12 protein-coding genes are annotated in these 15427 nt (G+C 73.7%); 8 read left to right on the top strand and 4 right to left on the bottom strand.

Annotated features, from left to right (window positions below; all coding sequences use genetic code 11):
• Window positions 1-107: 107 nt before the first annotated feature.
• Window positions 108-1979 carry a glycoside hydrolase family 15 protein gene (locus AC0VX6_RS27145; protein ID WP_475466734.1) on the top strand — a complete coding sequence of 624 codons (1872 nt, stop codon included), beginning with the start codon at window positions 108-110 and terminating at the stop codon, window positions 1977-1979.
• Window positions 1972-2502 carry a DUF1360 domain-containing protein gene (locus tag AC0VX6_RS27140; protein ID WP_475466732.1) on the top strand — a complete coding sequence of 177 codons (531 nt, stop codon included), beginning with the start codon at window positions 1972-1974 and terminating at the stop codon, window positions 2500-2502. Before AC0VX6_RS27145 ends, AC0VX6_RS27140 begins: the two co-directional genes overlap by 8 nt.
• Before the next feature lie 311 nt (window positions 2503-2813).
• Here AC0VX6_RS27140 and AC0VX6_RS27135 read toward each other — a convergent pair whose 3' ends face one another.
• Window positions 2814-3449: a hypothetical protein gene (locus AC0VX6_RS27135; protein ID WP_368045807.1), complete on the bottom strand. Its 636-nt coding sequence runs from the start codon at window positions 3447-3449 to the stop codon at window positions 2814-2816.
• 234 nt (window positions 3450-3683) lie between these two features.
• On the opposite strand from AC0VX6_RS27135, the gene AC0VX6_RS27130 reads away from it, so the two are divergent.
• The 4 genes from AC0VX6_RS27130 (at window position 3684) to AC0VX6_RS27115 (ending at window position 7911) form a co-directional block, all read left to right on the top strand.
• On the top strand, window positions 3684-4466 hold the full coding sequence (locus AC0VX6_RS27130) for an alpha/beta fold hydrolase (RefSeq protein WP_475466730.1): 783 nt from the start codon (window positions 3684-3686) through the stop codon (window positions 4464-4466).
• On the top strand, window positions 4448-5623 hold the full coding sequence (locus AC0VX6_RS27125) for an FUSC family protein (protein WP_475466728.1): 1176 nt from the start codon (window positions 4448-4450) through the stop codon (window positions 5621-5623). Before AC0VX6_RS27130 ends, AC0VX6_RS27125 begins: the two co-directional genes overlap by 19 nt.
• A 28-nt stretch (window positions 5624-5651) precedes the next feature.
• Window positions 5652-6785 (top strand): PQQ-dependent sugar dehydrogenase, encoded by a 1134-nt coding sequence (locus AC0VX6_RS27120; RefSeq protein ID WP_475466726.1) that lies wholly within the window; start codon window positions 5652-5654, stop codon window positions 6783-6785.
• Between the two features lie 274 nt (window positions 6786-7059).
• Window positions 7060-7911, top strand: a complete 852-nt coding sequence (locus tag AC0VX6_RS27115) for a DUF1206 domain-containing protein (protein WP_274975303.1) — start codon at window positions 7060-7062, stop codon at window positions 7909-7911.
• Window positions 7912-8015: 104 nt separating this feature from the next.
• Here AC0VX6_RS27115 and AC0VX6_RS27110 read toward each other — a convergent pair whose 3' ends face one another.
• Both AC0VX6_RS27110 and AC0VX6_RS27105 read right to left on the bottom strand, forming a co-directional pair.
• Window positions 8016-10610 (bottom strand): glycoside hydrolase family 9 protein, encoded by a 2595-nt coding sequence (locus tag AC0VX6_RS27110; protein ID WP_475466724.1) that lies wholly within the window; start codon window positions 10608-10610, stop codon window positions 8016-8018.
• 220 nt (window positions 10611-10830) lie between these two features.
• Window positions 10831-11580 (bottom strand): hypothetical protein, encoded by a 750-nt coding sequence (locus AC0VX6_RS27105; RefSeq protein WP_475466722.1) that lies wholly within the window; start codon window positions 11578-11580, stop codon window positions 10831-10833.
• A gap of 257 nt (window positions 11581-11837) precedes the next feature.
• Between AC0VX6_RS27105 and AC0VX6_RS27100 the strand changes: the two genes are divergently transcribed.
• Together AC0VX6_RS27100 and AC0VX6_RS27095 are read left to right on the top strand one after the other, a co-directional pair.
• Window positions 11838-13166, top strand: a complete 1329-nt coding sequence (locus AC0VX6_RS27100) for a cytochrome P450 family protein (RefSeq protein ID WP_475466720.1) — start codon at window positions 11838-11840, stop codon at window positions 13164-13166.
• On the top strand, window positions 13148-14248 hold the full coding sequence (locus AC0VX6_RS27095) for a cytochrome P450 family protein (RefSeq protein WP_212642315.1): 1101 nt from the start codon (window positions 13148-13150) through the stop codon (window positions 14246-14248). The genes AC0VX6_RS27100 and AC0VX6_RS27095 overlap by 19 nt, the downstream gene beginning before the upstream one ends.
• A 90-nt stretch (window positions 14249-14338) precedes the next feature.
• Here AC0VX6_RS27095 and AC0VX6_RS27090 read toward each other — a convergent pair whose 3' ends face one another.
• The gene (locus tag AC0VX6_RS27090; protein WP_475466718.1) at window positions 14339-15409 is read right to left on the bottom strand and encodes a cupin domain-containing protein; all 1071 of its coding nucleotides are present in this window, start codon (window positions 15407-15409) and stop codon (window positions 14339-14341) included.
• Window positions 15410-15427: the final 18 nt, after the last annotated feature.

Genomic DNA, 15427 nt, shown 5'->3' with positions numbered 1-15427 from the left:
GTATGTACATGCCTCGGCAAGCTTCTGAGCTGTCGTTTCGCCGGGGGCGCCCCGGGGCAGTCGCACATGAGGGGTTCCCGGGAACACGACACGACTCGGAGGTGCGGATGGCACAGGGCGCCGCGAGCATCGGCGACCACGGCTTCCTCTCGGACTGCCACACCGCCGCGCTCACCACACCCGACGGCACCGTCGACTGGCTGTGCGTTCCCCGGTTCGACGGGCCCGCCCTCGTCTCGGGCATCCTGGACCCGCGCGGAGGCGGGTGGACCCTGGAGGTCGAGGGGGCGAGCCCGGCCGGACGCGCCTACGTCGACGACACGCTCGTCCTGGAGACGCTCTGGCGGGGCACGGACACGGAGGTGGCCGTCCGCGACCTGCTCGCGGTGCGACGGTCGCGGGAGGGCGGGACGGGCCTGTACCGGGAGGGTTTCCTCCTGCGGGTCGTCGAGTGCCGCTCCGGGAGCACGTCCGTGCGCTCGCGGTTCGACGCCGGGCCCGACTTCGCGCGTGCCGAACCCGTGTGGGAACGGGTGGACGGCGGCCTGCGGGAGGCCTCGGGGCCGCTGCTGTCCGGTTCGCCCGCGCCCGTGCTCGCGCGGGACGGCGTGCCGGAGTACCGCGTGGAGCTCGCCGAGGGGGACACCGCCGTGTTCGCCCTGGACTACCTGGAGGGCGGGCGCCGCGTCGGCCCGGGGGAGGGGCGGGCGCTGCTGCGGGAGACCCTGGACGCCTGGCGGGAGTGGTCCGGGCTGACCGACTACGACGGGGTCGGCGCCACGCACGTGCGCCGCAGCGCCCTCACCCTGCGCGGCCTGCTCCACGAGGAGAGCGGCGCCCTGATCGCCGCGCCCACCACGTCCCTGCCCGAGTGGCCGGGAGGCCCGCGCAACTGGGACTACCGCTACGTCTGGCACCGCGACGCCGCGCTCGTCGTCCTGGCCTTCCTGCGGCTCGGGCACGCCGAGGAGGCCGGGCACTACCTGCGCTTCCTGCTGCGGATGTGCGGCCAGCCGATCGACTGGATCCCCCCGGTGCAGGCGGTGGACGAACAGCCGCCGCCCGGGGAGGAGACCCTGGACCACCTCGCCGGACACGCCGGGTCCAGACCGGTCCGCGTCGGCAACGACGCCTACTCGCAGCACCAGCTGGACGTGTACGGGCACGTGCTCGACGCCGCGCTGTCCTACGAGGAGGCCACCGGCGGGCTCGGGCGCGGGGACGTCGAACAGCTCTCCTCGATGGTCGACGCGGCGTGCCGGATCTGGCGCGAGCCGGACGACGGCATGTGGGAGGTGCGGTCGCGGCCGCGGCACTGGACGAGTTCCAAGGTCTACGCCTGGGTCTGCCTGGACCGCGGGGTCCAGCTGGCCACCGAGTCCGGCAAGGCGGGTGACGACGTCCCGCTCGACCAGTGGCGCAAGGAGTTGGACGCCGTGCGCCGGGACGTCCTCGACCGGGGCTACGACGCGGAGGCCGGGACCTTCACGCAGTCCTACTGCTCGTCCCACGTGGACGGATCGCTGCTGCGGATCCCGCTCCTGGGCTTCCTGGAGGGGACCGACCCGCGCGTGCTCGCGACCCTGGAGCGGGTGGACGCGGAGCTGGGCGGAGAGGGCGGACTCATCCGCAGGTACGACCCCGAGACGACCGACGACGGACTGGGCACCCCGGAGGGCGCCTTCCTCCTCTGCTCCTTCGACATGGTCTCCGCCCTGGTGCTCGCCGGGCGGACCGAGGAGGCGCGGCGGAGGTTCGAGGAACTGTGCGGGAGCTCTGGAGAGCTCGGACTGCACGCGGAGGAGATGGCCGCCGACGGCACCATGCTGGGCAACTTCCCCCAGGCCTTCACCCACCTCGCGCTGATCGAGGCGGCGGTCAACCTCGACCAGGCCGGGGACGGGGAGGCGCTGCACTCGTGGGTGCGCGACAGGTCGAGCGGCGCGACACGACGAAGGAGGACCGGAGCAGATGGCTGACCACGACACCACCGGGGACATCAAGGAGACGATCCAGGAGGAGGCGGAGGCCTACCGGGGCGACAGCGACCAGCCCCTCTTCGGGTACACGGCCGTGGCCTCGGGCTACCTGGCGCTGGTGGGGGTCGGGCTGCTCGCCGCGAGCCGGTTCCGGGGCAGGCGCAGGGCCGAGAGCGTGGGCCCGTGGGACCTGGCGCTGATGGGGCTGACCACGCACAAGCTGTCCCGGATGCTGGCCAAGGACGCGGTCACCAGCCCGCTCCGGGCGTTCTTCACCCGCTTCCAGGGGGTCTCGGCCCCGGCCGAGCTGGCCGAGGAGGTACGCGGCCAGGGCGCCCGCCGGGCGGTCGGCGAGCTGATCACCTGCCCGTTCTGCACCGCGCAGTGGATCGCCACGGCCTACGCCTTCGGCCTGGTGTTCGCCCCCGGGGTGACCCGGGGGACCGGGGCGGTATTCAGCGCCGTGGCGGTGTCCGACTGGCTCCAGTTGGCGTACGTGCGCCTCCAGAAGGCCCAGGAGTAGCGCCGCCGTCCCCTGAGCCGGTGCCGCCACGCCCCTGCGGCCGGTGAGCACCGGCACCGCTCGGGCGTGGCGCCGTGACGCGCGGGGCGCCGCGTCCGGTCCGACCGGGAGGATCCGCCGGGGACCTCCTCCGCGGTGATCCTGTACCCGCGGCGTGTCCCGACCGTCGGACCTCTCCGAGGTGCGGGTAGGGGTGCCGCACCGCACCGGCGACTGTTCCGGCCGGTCTCCCCGGGGCGCCGCGCCGGTCCCGGACACCCCCGGACACCCCCGGACCGGAGCCCGCAGAGCACGCCCCGGCTCCGGCGCCGTCAGGACCGGTGCCGCTTGCCCCGCTTCCCGTGCTTCCCTTGCTTCCTTTGCTTCCCGTGACCACCGTGAACCCCGGGGCCGTCGTCGTCCGCGTGGTGCCCGTGGCTGCCGTGGTCGCAGTGGCTTCCGTGTCCCCCGTACTTCCGGCGGCCTCCGCGCCCCCGGTGTCCCCGGCGGCCCCCACGGTCCCCGGCGCTCCCGTGGCCCCCGCAGCAGCACCTCTCCTCCGCGTCGTCCCCGGAATCCCCGGTTCCGGCCACCACGCTCTCGGGCGGCTCCCCGACCATGAGCCCGAAGACCACGTGGTCGACCAGGAACGCCCACCGCTCCCGGGGCCGGTGCCTGCGCGCGTGGGCGAGGCCGAGCGCGGGGGCCACGGCCAGCTCGTACGCGCTCCAGACCGCCACCCCGAAGACCGGCCCGGCCAGCCGCCACCGCCTCACCCGGCGCGGCAGCAGCGCGAAGACGCTGCCCGCAGCCGCCCCGTACCCCCAGTGGGCCAGTTCGATCGCGGCCTTCCTCCGCTCCGGGGGAACGCCCTCCAGCAGGGCGGGCACGCCCTCCGCCAGGACGGCCTCGGGCGGTGTGCGCCGCACGAACCCCGCTCCGACCTCCAACTGCCGCATACCGCTCATGGCCATCGCACCCGCGACACCCCGCACGGCCCCCCGCAACCACGGGTGCTTCGGAGGCGAATCCGACTTCCTGCCCATCTCCCGGCTCCCTTCGCGCGCACACCCTTGCGTGTACCTCCCTGACCGCCCCGCGGCGTCTCCACACGCCTCGGCGGGGAGTGGGTTGAAGGCGGGGGCCCTGGGTAGATGTGGCGACCACATGACCGGTGCCGAGGAGGCCGTTCGGGGGTAGGCATGGAGGCCCGCAGGGGCGCGGACGTGGTCGGAAGGGCGTCGATGGCCTGGTGGCACGTACCCGGACAGGGGCCGCCGGTGGTCTGCGTGCACGGCGCGGGGATCTCCTCCCGCCAGACGCTGCCCGTGGTCAGGGCCCTGGAGGGGAGGACACCCGCCTGGGCCGTCGACCTGCCGGGGTTCGGCGCGAGCACCTCACCCGACCACGCGCCCACGGTCACCGGACTCGCGGACTCCCTCCTGGAGTGGCTCCGCGTCCGCGGGATCGAGCGGCCCTGCCTGCTCGGGCTCTCCCTCGGAACGCAGGTGGTCGCCGAGGCCGCGGTGCGCGCGCCCGACGAGGTCGGGCCGCTCGTGCTGGCCGGGCCCACGACGGACCCCGGGGCCCGCTCGCTGCCCGAGTTGGCCGCGCGCCTGCTGCGCGACGGCATGCGAGAGGACCTCTCCGTGATCCGCTCCGTCGTGGCCGACTACTGGGACGCGGGACCGCGCAGGGACGTCCGCAGTCTCCTGGCCAGCCGCGAGCACCGGATCGAGACTGTCCTGCCGAGGGTGGTGCAGCCGACCCTGGTCCTGCGCGGGGGCCGGGACCCGCTCTGCCCGGGGCCCTGGGCGCGGGAGGCCGCCCGGTTGCTGCCCCGGGGACGGCTCGTGACCCTGCCGGGACAGCCCCACGCGCTCACCGCCGCCGCCCCCGGACAGGTCGCCGACCTGGTCGAGGAGTTCGCGCGGGAGACGTCACGAGACCGTAGGGCGGGGGCCGGATGGTCACCGAACGGCTGAGGCGCACCGCGGCCAACGCCCGCGAGGTACTGCGCCGGATCGTCGAGCGGCGCGGCTACGAGCGCGAGACCGCGGTCATCATCGCCAAGTGCGTCATCGCCTCCACCGGAGCCTGGGCCCTGGGCGCGCTCATGGTGGACTCCGCCCAGGTCGGCTTCGCACCCTTCTCCGCCCTCCTGGTGGTGCGCCCCAGCGTGTACGGGTCGGTGCTCCAGTCCCTGCGCTACGTCCCCGCGGTCTTCCTGGGTGCGCTGATCGCGGGCCTGACCGGACTCACCGTGGGGCTCAACGTGTGGTTCTTCGCCCTGGCCGTGCTCCTCGCGGTGACGGTGGGGCAGTTCACGGTCTTCGGTGACCAGGGCAAGCAGATACCCGTGGTGGCGTCGTTCGCGCTTGCGGGAGGTACCGCGGGCAGCCCCGTGGACCTCGGAACGCTGCTGCTCATGGTGCTGGTGGGGGCCGGGACCGCCGTTGTGACGAACACGGTCTTCGCGCCCGCCATCCGCTTCCGCGACGCCGAGAGCGCCGTGCTCGACTTCGCCGACGGCCTGCGCGACCTCACCCGTGAGATGGCCGAGGCGCTCCGCGAGGGCGGAGAGGGGCTCACGGACGCCGACTACTGGGCCCGTGTCGCGCAGGGGTTCGACAACACCGAGCGCAACGCCCGGGAATCGGTCTCCCAGCAGGAGTACCGGGCGCGCCTGAACCCGCGTCGGCTCCTGCCCGGTCCCTCACGGAAGAGGGCGCCGAAGGCCTACTACGGCTGGATCCTCGCCCTGGGCAGGTCCGGGCGCCACATCCAGTCCCTCGTCCGCACCCTCCGCTCCGCCAGCGGAGGCCGGTCGCGCTTCCCCGAGCCGAGCGACGCCTTCCTCCGCGAACTCTCCCCCCTCCTGGACGCGGCGGCGGACGCCCTCGACGCCGTCCACCAGGCCGGGGAACCCGAGCGCGACACCGTCTCCGCCGACCTGGACTCCTGTCTGGAGGGGGGACTCCGGCGCATCGACCGGGCACGGGAGCGCATGAGCGAGGACTGGGACTCCGAACGCTGGCCCGTGCACAGCGCGCTCCTCACCGACCTGGAGCGCCTGTTCGAGGAGTTGCGGGAGGGACACGAGAACAGCGAGGAGGGGACGTCGAGCGGTGCGGCGGGGTAACGGTCCCGACAGGGGGAAGGGAACCGGCATGGAATCTTCAGCGCGCCCGAGCGCCGTGCTCCGCGCCGCCGCCGTCCTGGGCGCCCTCGTCCTCCTCGCCGGGTGCGGTGCGCAGGGGGACGGGGCGGGCGGAACGGACGGCCGACCGGAGCCGGGCGGACAGGACGGCTCCGCCGGTGCCGACCCGGGCCGACCGGAGGAGGTCACCGCGGGCCTGGAGGTGCCGTGGGGGCTGGCCTTCCTCCCCGACGGCTCCGCCCTGGTCGCCCAGCGCGACTCGGCGGAGGTCGTCCGCGTGTCCCCCGACGGCTCGGTCGCCGGCGTCGGCGCCGTCGAGGGGGCCGCGCCGAACGGCGAGGGCGGTCTGCTGGGGCTGGCCGTGCACCCGGACTTCCCCGGGGAACCGTACGTGTACGCCTACCACACCGCGGCCTCCGACAACCGGATCACCCGACTGGAGTACGACCCCGAGAACGGCGACGGGGGCTTCGGCGACGCCGAGATCGTCCTCGACGGCATCCCCTCCGCCTCGTACCACAACGGCGGCCGGATCGGGTTCGGACCCGACGGCCTGCTGTACGTCGGCACCGGGGACGCGGGCAGGGAGGGCCTGTCCCAGGACACCGGTTCGCTGGGCGGCAAGATCCTGCGGATCACCGCCGACGGGGACCCGGCCCCGGACAACCCCTTCGGCAACCCGGTCTACAGCTACGGCCACCGCAACGTCCAGGGCCTGGCGTGGGACGACGAGGACAACCTGTACGCCACTGAGTTCGGGCAGAACGAGTTCGACGAGGTCAACCTGATCGAACCGGGCGGCAACTACGGCTGGCCCGAGGTGGAGGGCGCCGGGGGAGGCGGCGAGTACGTCGACCCCCTGCTGACGTGGAGACCCGCGGAGGCCTCGCCCAGCGGCGCGGCGGTCGCGGGCGGCTCCCTGTGGGTCGCGGCGCTGCGCGGCGAACGCCTGTGGGAGGTGCCGCTCAGCGGTGACGGCGGCGTGGGAGAGCCGGTGGAGCACCACCAGGGGGAGTACGGCCGCCTGCGCACGGTGGTGACCGCCCCCGGCGGCGACGCGCTGTGGCTGGCCACCAGCAACCTCGACGGGGTCGGGGAGCCGGTCGAGGGGGGCGACAGGATCCTGCGGGTGCCGCTGGAGTAGGCGCCCCGGCCGCCCCGCCCTGCGCCCCCGCGCACCCGGGCGGGGTCCGGCGTTCCACACGCACCCGGGCGGGGTCCGGCGTTCCGCGCGGGGCCGGGCGTCCCGTGCCGTCCCCGGGCGCCCCGCGCTCGCGTCGGCCCACCCGACCCGCCGCGGGTCAACCCGTCGTCCCGCACGGGCGCCCCGGAGGGATTCCACGTCGCTGAACAGCACAAAAGGGAGTAGTAACGGTAAACATCCGTTTTCTTGCCCTCCTCGCGGGCACGGGCCGGACATGTCCTCCTCAGACTTACCAGGTAAGGCGCGGCGCTCCGCCAAGGACGCCCGGGCGGCGGGGCGGCGCGCGGGACGCCAGGCGGCCCACAGCACCTGGCTGCGCAGGCTCGCGGGCGTGGGCTTCGCCGCCACGGGCCTCCTCTACCTCATCATCGGCTACCTCGCCCTGCGCATCGCCTTCGGCGACAGCGGCGGCCAGGAGGCGGACAACAGCGGCGCCCTCCAACTGATCGCCCAGAACACCGGCGGCATGCTGCTGCTCTGGGTCGCGGCGGCGGGACTGGTGGGACTCACCGTGTGGCAGGCGGTCTACGCCGTCGTGGGCCTGGAGAGGGCCACCAGGCGCATCGCCTCCGGCGCCCGCGCGGTGGTCTACGCCGTGCTGGCCTCCAGCATCGCGGGCTTCCTGCTGGGGCAGGGGTCGCCCCAATCCCAGGACAGCCGGTCGGAGGCGCTGACGGCCCAGATCATGGCGCTGCCCTTCGGCCGGTTCGCCGTCGGCGCGGTGGGCTGCGGCGTGATCGCCGTGGGCCTGTACCAGATCTGGAAGGCGGTGACCCGCCGCTTCACGCAGGAGTTGGCGCTCGGCGCGCTCACACCGCGGCGGCGCAGGGCCGTCGTCAGCATCGGCGTGCTCGGCATCGGCACCCAGGGCCTGGTCCTGGCCGCCGTCGGCGTCTTCTTCGTCCAGGCCGCGATCGCCTTCGACAAGGACCAGGCGGTCGGGCTGGACGGCGCGCTGCGGGCCTTCTCCCAGACCCCGGCCGGGCCCTGGGCGCTGGTGGCCGTCGCCCTGGGCGTCGCCCTCTACGGCGCCTACTGCTTCTGCCAGGCGCGCTGGCAGCGCTGAACCCCCGGACATACGGACGGGGCCCCACGCTCTCCTGAGGGGCCCCGTCCTCCAAGGGGGTCTTACGGCGTGGGCGGGCGCGCCGTCGTCGCCCCGCCCACGGGTCAGCTGCAGACCGAGCCGTTGAGGGCGAACCTCGCGGGCACGGCGTTCGCCCCGGACGTCAGGGTGCCGATGAAGCCGAACGTCACCTCGTCGCCGGGCCCGATGGTCCCGTTCCAGTCCGCGTTCACGGCGGTCACCGCGTGCCCGGACTGCTCCAGCGCGCTGCTCCAGTGGCGTTCCACGGTCTGGCCGCCGGGGAAGGACCACACCAGCTCCCAGCCGGTCACGGGCTCCCCACCCGTGTTGCGGACGGTCACCTGGGTGTTGAAGCGGTCGTGCCACTCGCCGTGGACCACGTAGTCCACCTCGCAGGAGGACCCGGCGGGCAGGGAGGCGTCGCCCTGGTCGGCGACGAACCCGGACACCCAGGCCAGTGTGGAGTTCCAGTTGACGGTCAGCTCGTTGGTCGCCCACGAGTCGATGTGGTCGATGTAGCAGAACTGGGGGGCGCACCCGTCCAGGTTGGACTGGGCCACCGGGTCCCAGGTGCCGGTGTCGGAGTTGGGCCCGCCGGACAGGGTGCCCTCGGGCGGGTTGGGCAGGCGCGGGTCGAGCTGGTGGGCGTACCAGCGGCTGTGCTGGTTGACCGCGTCGTTCTCGCCGTACCCGGTCACGTACGACTGGTTGAGGGCGTTGCGTCCCAGGATGTAGTCCATGCCCTCCAGGACCGCGTCGCGGAAGCGCGTGTCACCGCCGACGTCGTAGGCGGTGGCCATCACCACCATGTTGTTGAGCACGAGGTTGTTGGAGCCCCAGGCGAAGACCCCGCCCTCGGGGTCGTAGGCCAGCCCGTAGGGGTGCTCCGAGACGTCGGCCAGGTACTGCTCGGCCCCCTCCACGACGGAGGCGCGGACCTCGTCGCGCCCGTCGAGCCCACTCGGCACGGTGGCGAGCTGGAGGCGGCCCAGCGGGGCGGTCCAGCGCCAGTCGAACCCGGCGGAGGTGAACACGTCGGCGGTGTGCAGCTCCGACGAGACCACCGCCTCCTCGTAGTCGCCGTGCCCGGTGGCCAGGTAGAGCTCCGCGGCGGCCCAGTAGAACTCGTCGGCCACGTTGTCGTCGTCGTAGGCGCCGCCGCCCTCGCCGCCGACGGTCGCGTAGCGCTCGGGCTCGGCCACCGCGGCGTCCCAGGCGGTCTCGGCCGCCTCCAGGCAGGTCGCGGCGAAGTCGGCGTCGTGGGGGGCGAACACGCGGGAGCACTGGGCGGCGGTCGCGGCCAGGTTCAGCGTGGCCGCCGTCGACGGAGGGTGCAGGTAGCGGGGCTGGGGGTCCTCGGAGGGCAGCAGGGGCAGGCCGGTCCAGCGCTCGTCGTGGACCTTGTGGTGGGCCATCCCCGCGAGCTCCTCGCCCTCGGGGACCTGCATGGACAGCAGGAACTCCATCTCCCAGCGGGCCTCGTCCAGGACGTCGGGCACGCCGTTGTCCCGCTCGGGGACGGACAGGGTGGAGTCGGCGACCCTGGCGGGGTCGCCGGTGGGCGCGGTGTGCGCGCGCTCGTAGACGCTCATCAGCTGGTGGACGGAGATGCCGCCGTTCACCACGTACTTGCCGTGGTCGCCCGCGTCGTACCAGCCGCCGGACACGTCGAGCGAGTAGTCGCACGGGGCGGAGGGGTGGCAGGTGACGTCGGTGTCGCCCCGGTTGGGCTCCACGCCCGCGTGCCCGGCCTCGCGCCCGTACCCGGGGGCGAGTTCGTCGAGGATCTCGATGCCGCTGCGCTGGGTGTAGTAGAAGTCCAAGGCGTCCGTGGCCAGGGCGGCGTAGGGGTCGGCGGTGATGCCGAAGGGGTGGCTGGTCTCGCCGTCGGCGGTCAGGGTGTAGCCCTCGCCCGTCCCGGTGAAGCCGCTGAAGTCGACGGTGTGCACGTTCTGCCCGGAGGACTCGTCCAGGCCGCGGGGCACGGTGTCGCCCTCGGCCACGACCGCGCCCCCGGCATCGGCCAGCCGCCAGGGCAGGGCCTCCTCGGCGTCGGTGACCACGGTGGCGTTCTTGGGGCCCTGCGGGAGGTAGCCGACCTGGTTCACGCGCACGCGCGGGCCGGTGTCGGGTTCGTACACCGGGGGCTCGGCGCCGCCGAGCAGCGACACGTCGTCCAGGCAGAAGGTCCAGTCCTCCTCGGCCCCGCCGATCTGGAAGGCGACCTGGGCGTCGGCCATCTCGGCCGACGCGGTGAAGACGTACTCGTAGCCGGTCGCCGTCGCGGTGAGCACGGGGCGCTCGTCCAGTTCGGTGCGCCAGGGGTCGACGGGCTCCTGGATCAGCGCGCGGACGGGCAGGCCCTCGGCGCCGGAGGCGGTGAACGTGAGGGAGTAGGACTCCCCCGCCACGAGGGGGATGTCGTTCTGGCCGACGATCTGGTCCCACGGGTCGCTGGTGCCGCCGGGGACCGCGACGCACAGGGCTCCGTCCTCGCTGACGGCGAGGTCGATCCCCTCGGTCGCCCACCAGCCGGTGGTGCCGTCGGCGAAGTCGCCGTTGGTGATCTGCTCGACCGGTTCGTCGTCGGCCTGGGCGGGGGAGGCGACGAGCAGGCTCGTGCCCAGTGCGGCTGCGGCTCCGAGCGCCGCCGCGCGGTTTCTTCGTGCCGGACTCAACGGGGGTCCTTCCGCTGGGGGGTAAGCGGCCGGAAGCACTGGGAGCGCTCCCAATAGTATGACCATTGTTGTGTCGTGTATCACAGCTGTCAATGGGGGCAAACGCACGAACCAGCGGGCGGCGGAGGAGGCGGGAGGCACCCGGAGCGGAGCCGGTGACCAGCGGGACCGGGCGGACGCGGGCGGGCCCTGCCCCGGGGAGCCGGGCCCGCCACCGGCGTCAGTCCTTGAGCAGCCCCGGAGCGATGACCTCTCCGACCAGGGCGCGGCGCACCTCGTCGGCGTCGCCCGTGTGCCCCAGGTGGCCCGTGGCGGCGCGCAGCTGCGCGCGGACCGCCTCCACCACGGCGTCGCTGCGCAGCACATCGGCTACGGGGGCCGCCTCGACGGCCTCGTTCCACTTGCGCAGGGTGTTCAGCCGTCCGCGGTCGACGGCCTCGCGGGTGATGTGGAACAGGGCGTCGATGTTGCGCTGGTAGGCGTCGGCGTCGGTCAGGTCGACGTGGATGACCTCCACCGGCCGGTTGCCGCCGTCGCCGTCGGGGCGCAGGTGGTAGACCTTCCAGAGGCGGCCGTTGGTGAGGATCACCCACTCGGCGCCCTCCTCGACGGCCAGGCGCCGGGACACCTGGATGTTGCGCTGGTCGAGCTCCTGGCCGACCCGGCGCACCTCCACCGGCGCGAACAGCTTGCCGTCCAGCACGATCGCGTAATCGATCGAGTCCCCGCTGGTCCGGTACTCGGTGGTCATGTCCTGGTACTTGCTGAAGTTCAGACCGACGCTGAAGAAGTCGGCGACGAGCAAGCGGGTGTCGCCGTCGTTGGCGTCGCGCTCCAGCAGGTCGGACAGCGGCCCGGAGAGGCGGTCGACCGCCGCCGCGACCCGGCCCCGGACCGAGGTCTCCCAGCTCAGGGTGGTGCTGGTGAACTCACCCGTCCTGGTCATGACCTGGGTGTCTTCAGCGTCCATGAACGTCCGTTCCCGTGTGTGTCGAGGAGCCCCGCCGTACGGCCTTCGCCGGGACCGGAGGAGCGGGTTGCAGGGGGGAGGAATCCGGCCACGATGCTACAACTCACGCCGCTGACCGGGCACCTCAGGGACTCCGGAGGAGGACGGCCGCCCCTCTGTTCGGTGAAGGGCGGAACAGATGGGACGGAAGGAACAACGGACATGTTGCGGTACTAGACTGGCGCGGCTCTCGAACCCCCCTGTAGAACAGGAAAACGTTGGCTTCCCGCTGCCCCTACGCCGAACTCCACGCCCCCGAGTTCCACGCCGACCCGCACGACGTCTACGCGCGGATGGCCAAGGAACACGGCTCCGTCTTCCCCGCCGAGATCTCCCCCGGGATCAGCGCCTGGGTGGTCGCCGACTACGCGCTCATCACGGCCTGGTGCAGGGACACCCGCACCTTCCGGCGCGACTCCCGGCTCTGGCGCGACTGGTCCGAGGGGCGCGTCCCCGACGACGCCCCCGTGGCCGCGATGATGGCCTACCGCCCCAACCTGCTCTTCGCTGACGACGACGCCCACGCCCGCCTCAAGCGGTCGGTGGTCGACTCCCTGGGCCGGGTGCCGGAGAGCCGCGTCGGCGAGAGCACCCGCCGCCACGCCGACAGCCTCATCGACGCCTTCGTCGAACGCGGCAGCGCGGACCTGGTGCCGGAGTACGCCCGCCTGCTGCCCCTGCTGGTCATCTGCGACCTGTTCGGCTTCTCGCGCGAGGTCGGCGAGCGCGTCCTGACCTCGCTCGCGGACCTGTGGGACGGCAACGACGTCGTGCGCGCCAACGCCGAGTACGAGCGCGCCCTGTCCGACGCCATCTCGCACAAGCACGCGTCGCCGGGGGAGGACGTCACCACCTGGCTGCTCCAGCACCGGGCGGGGCTCACCGACGAGGAGATGCTGCACCAGCTCGTGGTGACCATCGGCGCCGGCGCCGAGCCGACCGCCAACCTCATCACGTCCGCCACGCACACGATCCTCACCGACCCCGAGGTGAGCCGGGCCCTCAACGGCGCCCTCGTCGGGATCGACGAGGTGGTCGAGCAGGTCCTGTGGCGCGAGCCGCCCATCACCAACTACCCGGTCCTCTACCCGGTGCGCGACGTCGAGATCAGCGGCGGACGGGTCATCCGCAAGGGGGAGCCCATCCTCCTCGGCTACGCCGCGGCCCACACCGCGATGGCCGAGAACGGCCCCGACATCGAGCACGTCACCCGCGCCCACCTGGCCTTCGGGGTCGGCCCGCACCGCTGCCCGGCCCACGGGTTCGCCCAGGCCATGGCCCAGGTCGGCGTCGAGGTCCTCACCAAGCGCCTGCGCGGCCTGCGCGTGGCCGCCCCGGCCCCGCACTGGCGCGTCTCCCCGTTCGCGCGGGCCCTGGCCGAACTCCCCGTGGAATTTCCGCCCGACTCCCCGAAGGGAACACCGCCATGGCAGCAGACATCCCCGTCCTCCACCCCTACGACCTCCACCGACAGACAGCCGGACTCCGAGACCGCGGCCCCGTCGTCGAGGTTGAGATCACTGGTGGCGTGGTTGTTCGGGCGCTGACCGGACACGACGTCGTCATGGAGGCCCTCGCCCACCCCGGCGTGCGCAAGGAGGCGCGGCACTGGCGGGCGTGGGCGCAGGGCGAGATCCCCATGGACTGGCCGCTGATCTCCTGGGTGGCCCCGGACAACATGCTCACCGCGGACGGCGACCGCCACCGGCGCCTGCGGACCCTGGTCTCGCAGGCGTTCACCCCGCGCCGGGTGGAGGAGCTGCGCCCGAGGATCACCGAGATCACCGCCGAACTGCTCGACGGCCTCGCCGCCGCAGGACCGGGGCCGGTGGACCTCAAGGCGGCGCTGTCGCTGCCGCTGCCCATGACGGTCATCTCCGAGCTCTTCGGTGTCGGGGCGGAGCACCGCGGCACCCTGCACACCCTGATGCACCGGGTCTTCGACGCGACCACCACCCCGGAGGTGGCGGCGCAGACCAACGCCGACATGCAGTCCTTCCTGGCGGAGCTGGCCGAGCGCAAGTCCCGCGAGCCGGGCGACGACCTCACCAGCGCGCTGCTCCAGGCGCGGGCTGAGGGCGACGAGCGGCTCTCCCACACCGAACTGGTGTGGACGCTGATCCTGATGATCGGCGCGGGCTACGAGACCACGATGAACCTCATCACCAACACCGTGCACGCGCTGCTCACCCACCGGGACCAGCTGGAGCTGGTTCGGTCCGGCGGCGCCTCCTGGGCCGACGCGGTCGAGGAGACCCTGCGCTGGGACGCCAGCATCCAGTACCTGCCGCTGCGCTACACGGCCGAGGACGTCACCCTGGCGGGTACGCGCGTGCCCGCGGGGGAGGCGCTGCTCATGGGCTTCGGCGCGGCGGGGCGCGACCCCGGGCGCCACGGCGACGACGCGCACGCCTTCGACCTGCGGAGGGAGCAGCGGGGGCACCTGGCCTTCTCGCACGGTCCGCACTTCTGCCTGGGCGCGGGGCTGGCCCGGCTGGAGGGCGTGACCGCGCTGGAGGCGCTCTTCACGCGCTTCCCCGACCTGCGCCTGGCCGAGGGGGCGCGGGTGGAGCAGGCCCCGTCCATCGTGGCGAGCGGTCGGGCCGCGCTCCCCGTCGTCTGGGGCTGAGGCCGTCCGGCCCGGGGACCGTTCGCGGCCCCGGGCCGGTTCCGGTCCCCGGGCGGACCGGGACGGGCCCCGGCCCGGACCCGACCCGGATCAGGAACCCGCTCCGGCGCCGGGGGCGGGGGCGGCGCCGGTCCCGGACGACAGGTTCCGCAGACGGAACTCCCGCGGGCTCAGCCCCCGCAGCCGCTTGAAGGCCGTGCTGAACGAGGAGGGGTCGGCGTAGCCCACGGCCCCGGCCACCTTCGCCACGCTCAGTTCGGGGTCCGCCAGCAGCTCCTCGGCGGTGTACATCCGCCACTCCGTCAGGTAGCCCAGGGGCGACTGGCCCACGACCTCGGTGAAGCGCTTGGCGAAGAGCGCGCGCGACACCCCCGCCCGGGCGGCCAGGGCGCCCACCGTCCAGGCCTCGTGCGGACGCCGGTGGACGGCCTCCAGCGCGGGTCCGGTCACCGGGTCGACGGCCCCCCGGTACCAGGCGGGGGCGTCGGCGCCCTCCTGCTCGAACCAGCAGGCCAGGCTGCACACCAGCCCCATGTCCACGACGCGGTCCACCAGGGCCTGGCCGCCCGGGAGGTGCCGCCGGGACAGGGCGTCCCTCGCCGCGTCGAGCCAGAAGACGTCCTCGGTCTCCTCGTTGAGGACCAGCGTGGGCGGCAGGGTGCGCAGCAGCCGCTCGTGGCGGCTCCGGGTGGCCCGGTAGGCGGTGACGATGAGGGTGGTGGCGCCCGCGGAGGCCTCGTCGCTGAGTCTGCCGTTCGCGACACTGCCGTTCGGGGGCGCGTCGGGGGGTCCGCCGCCGAGGCCGCCGTCCCGGAGGCCGTCGCGCGGGGGGAGCCCGTCCGGGGGAGCGCTGACCGGCCCGCCCCCGGGCACCGGGTCGAGGCAGTCGATCTCGTGGTCCCGGTGGGGCCGGCGGAGCGAGGCGGGGCTGTCCGCGAGGTGGAAGGGGTCGGGGCCGCGCACGAGCACGGTGTCGCCCGCGCCGAGCGTGAGGGCGCTCCCGTCGGGCATGGCCACCGACCCGCTGCCGCTGATCACCGTCAGCATGGTCAGCGGCGCGCCGCCGGTGAAGCGGATCGTCCACGGCGGGTCCAGCGAGGCCTGGCTCACGGAGGCTCCGGCGGAGCGGATGCCGCTGAGCATGTCGCTCAAAGGGTCCATGGGAGCGAGTGTAGACGC

The sequence above is a fragment of the Nocardiopsis sp. iso_25 genome (assembly GCF_056173305.1).
The sequence above is the reverse complement of the archived record's forward strand: the minus strand, read 5'-3'. Positions and strand labels throughout refer to the sequence as shown.

Coding starts and splice junctions, on each gene's coding strand:
- AC0VX6_RS27125 (WP_475466728.1), top strand. CDS start 4,448: ATGGTCACCGAACGGCTGAGGCGCACCGCGGCCAACGCCCGCGAGGTA.
- AC0VX6_RS27140 (WP_475466732.1), top strand. CDS start 1,972: ATGGCTGACCACGACACCACCGGGGACATCAAGGAGACGATCCAGGAG.
- AC0VX6_RS27130 (WP_475466730.1), top strand. CDS start 3,684: ATGGAGGCCCGCAGGGGCGCGGACGTGGTCGGAAGGGCGTCGATGGCC.
- AC0VX6_RS27145 (WP_475466734.1), top strand. CDS start 108: ATGGCACAGGGCGCCGCGAGCATCGGCGACCACGGCTTCCTCTCGGAC.
- AC0VX6_RS27135 (WP_368045807.1), bottom strand. CDS start 3,449: ATGAGCGGTATGCGGCAGTTGGAGGTCGGAGCGGGGTTCGTGCGGCGC.
- AC0VX6_RS27120 (WP_475466726.1), top strand. CDS start 5,652: ATGGAATCTTCAGCGCGCCCGAGCGCCGTGCTCCGCGCCGCCGCCGTC.
- AC0VX6_RS27105 (WP_475466722.1), bottom strand. CDS start 11,580: ATGGACGCTGAAGACACCCAGGTCATGACCAGGACGGGTGAGTTCACC.
- AC0VX6_RS27115 (WP_274975303.1), top strand. CDS start 7,060: ATGTCCTCCTCAGACTTACCAGGTAAGGCGCGGCGCTCCGCCAAGGAC.
- AC0VX6_RS27090 (WP_475466718.1), bottom strand. CDS start 15,409: ATGGACCCTTTGAGCGACATGCTCAGCGGCATCCGCTCCGCCGGAGCC.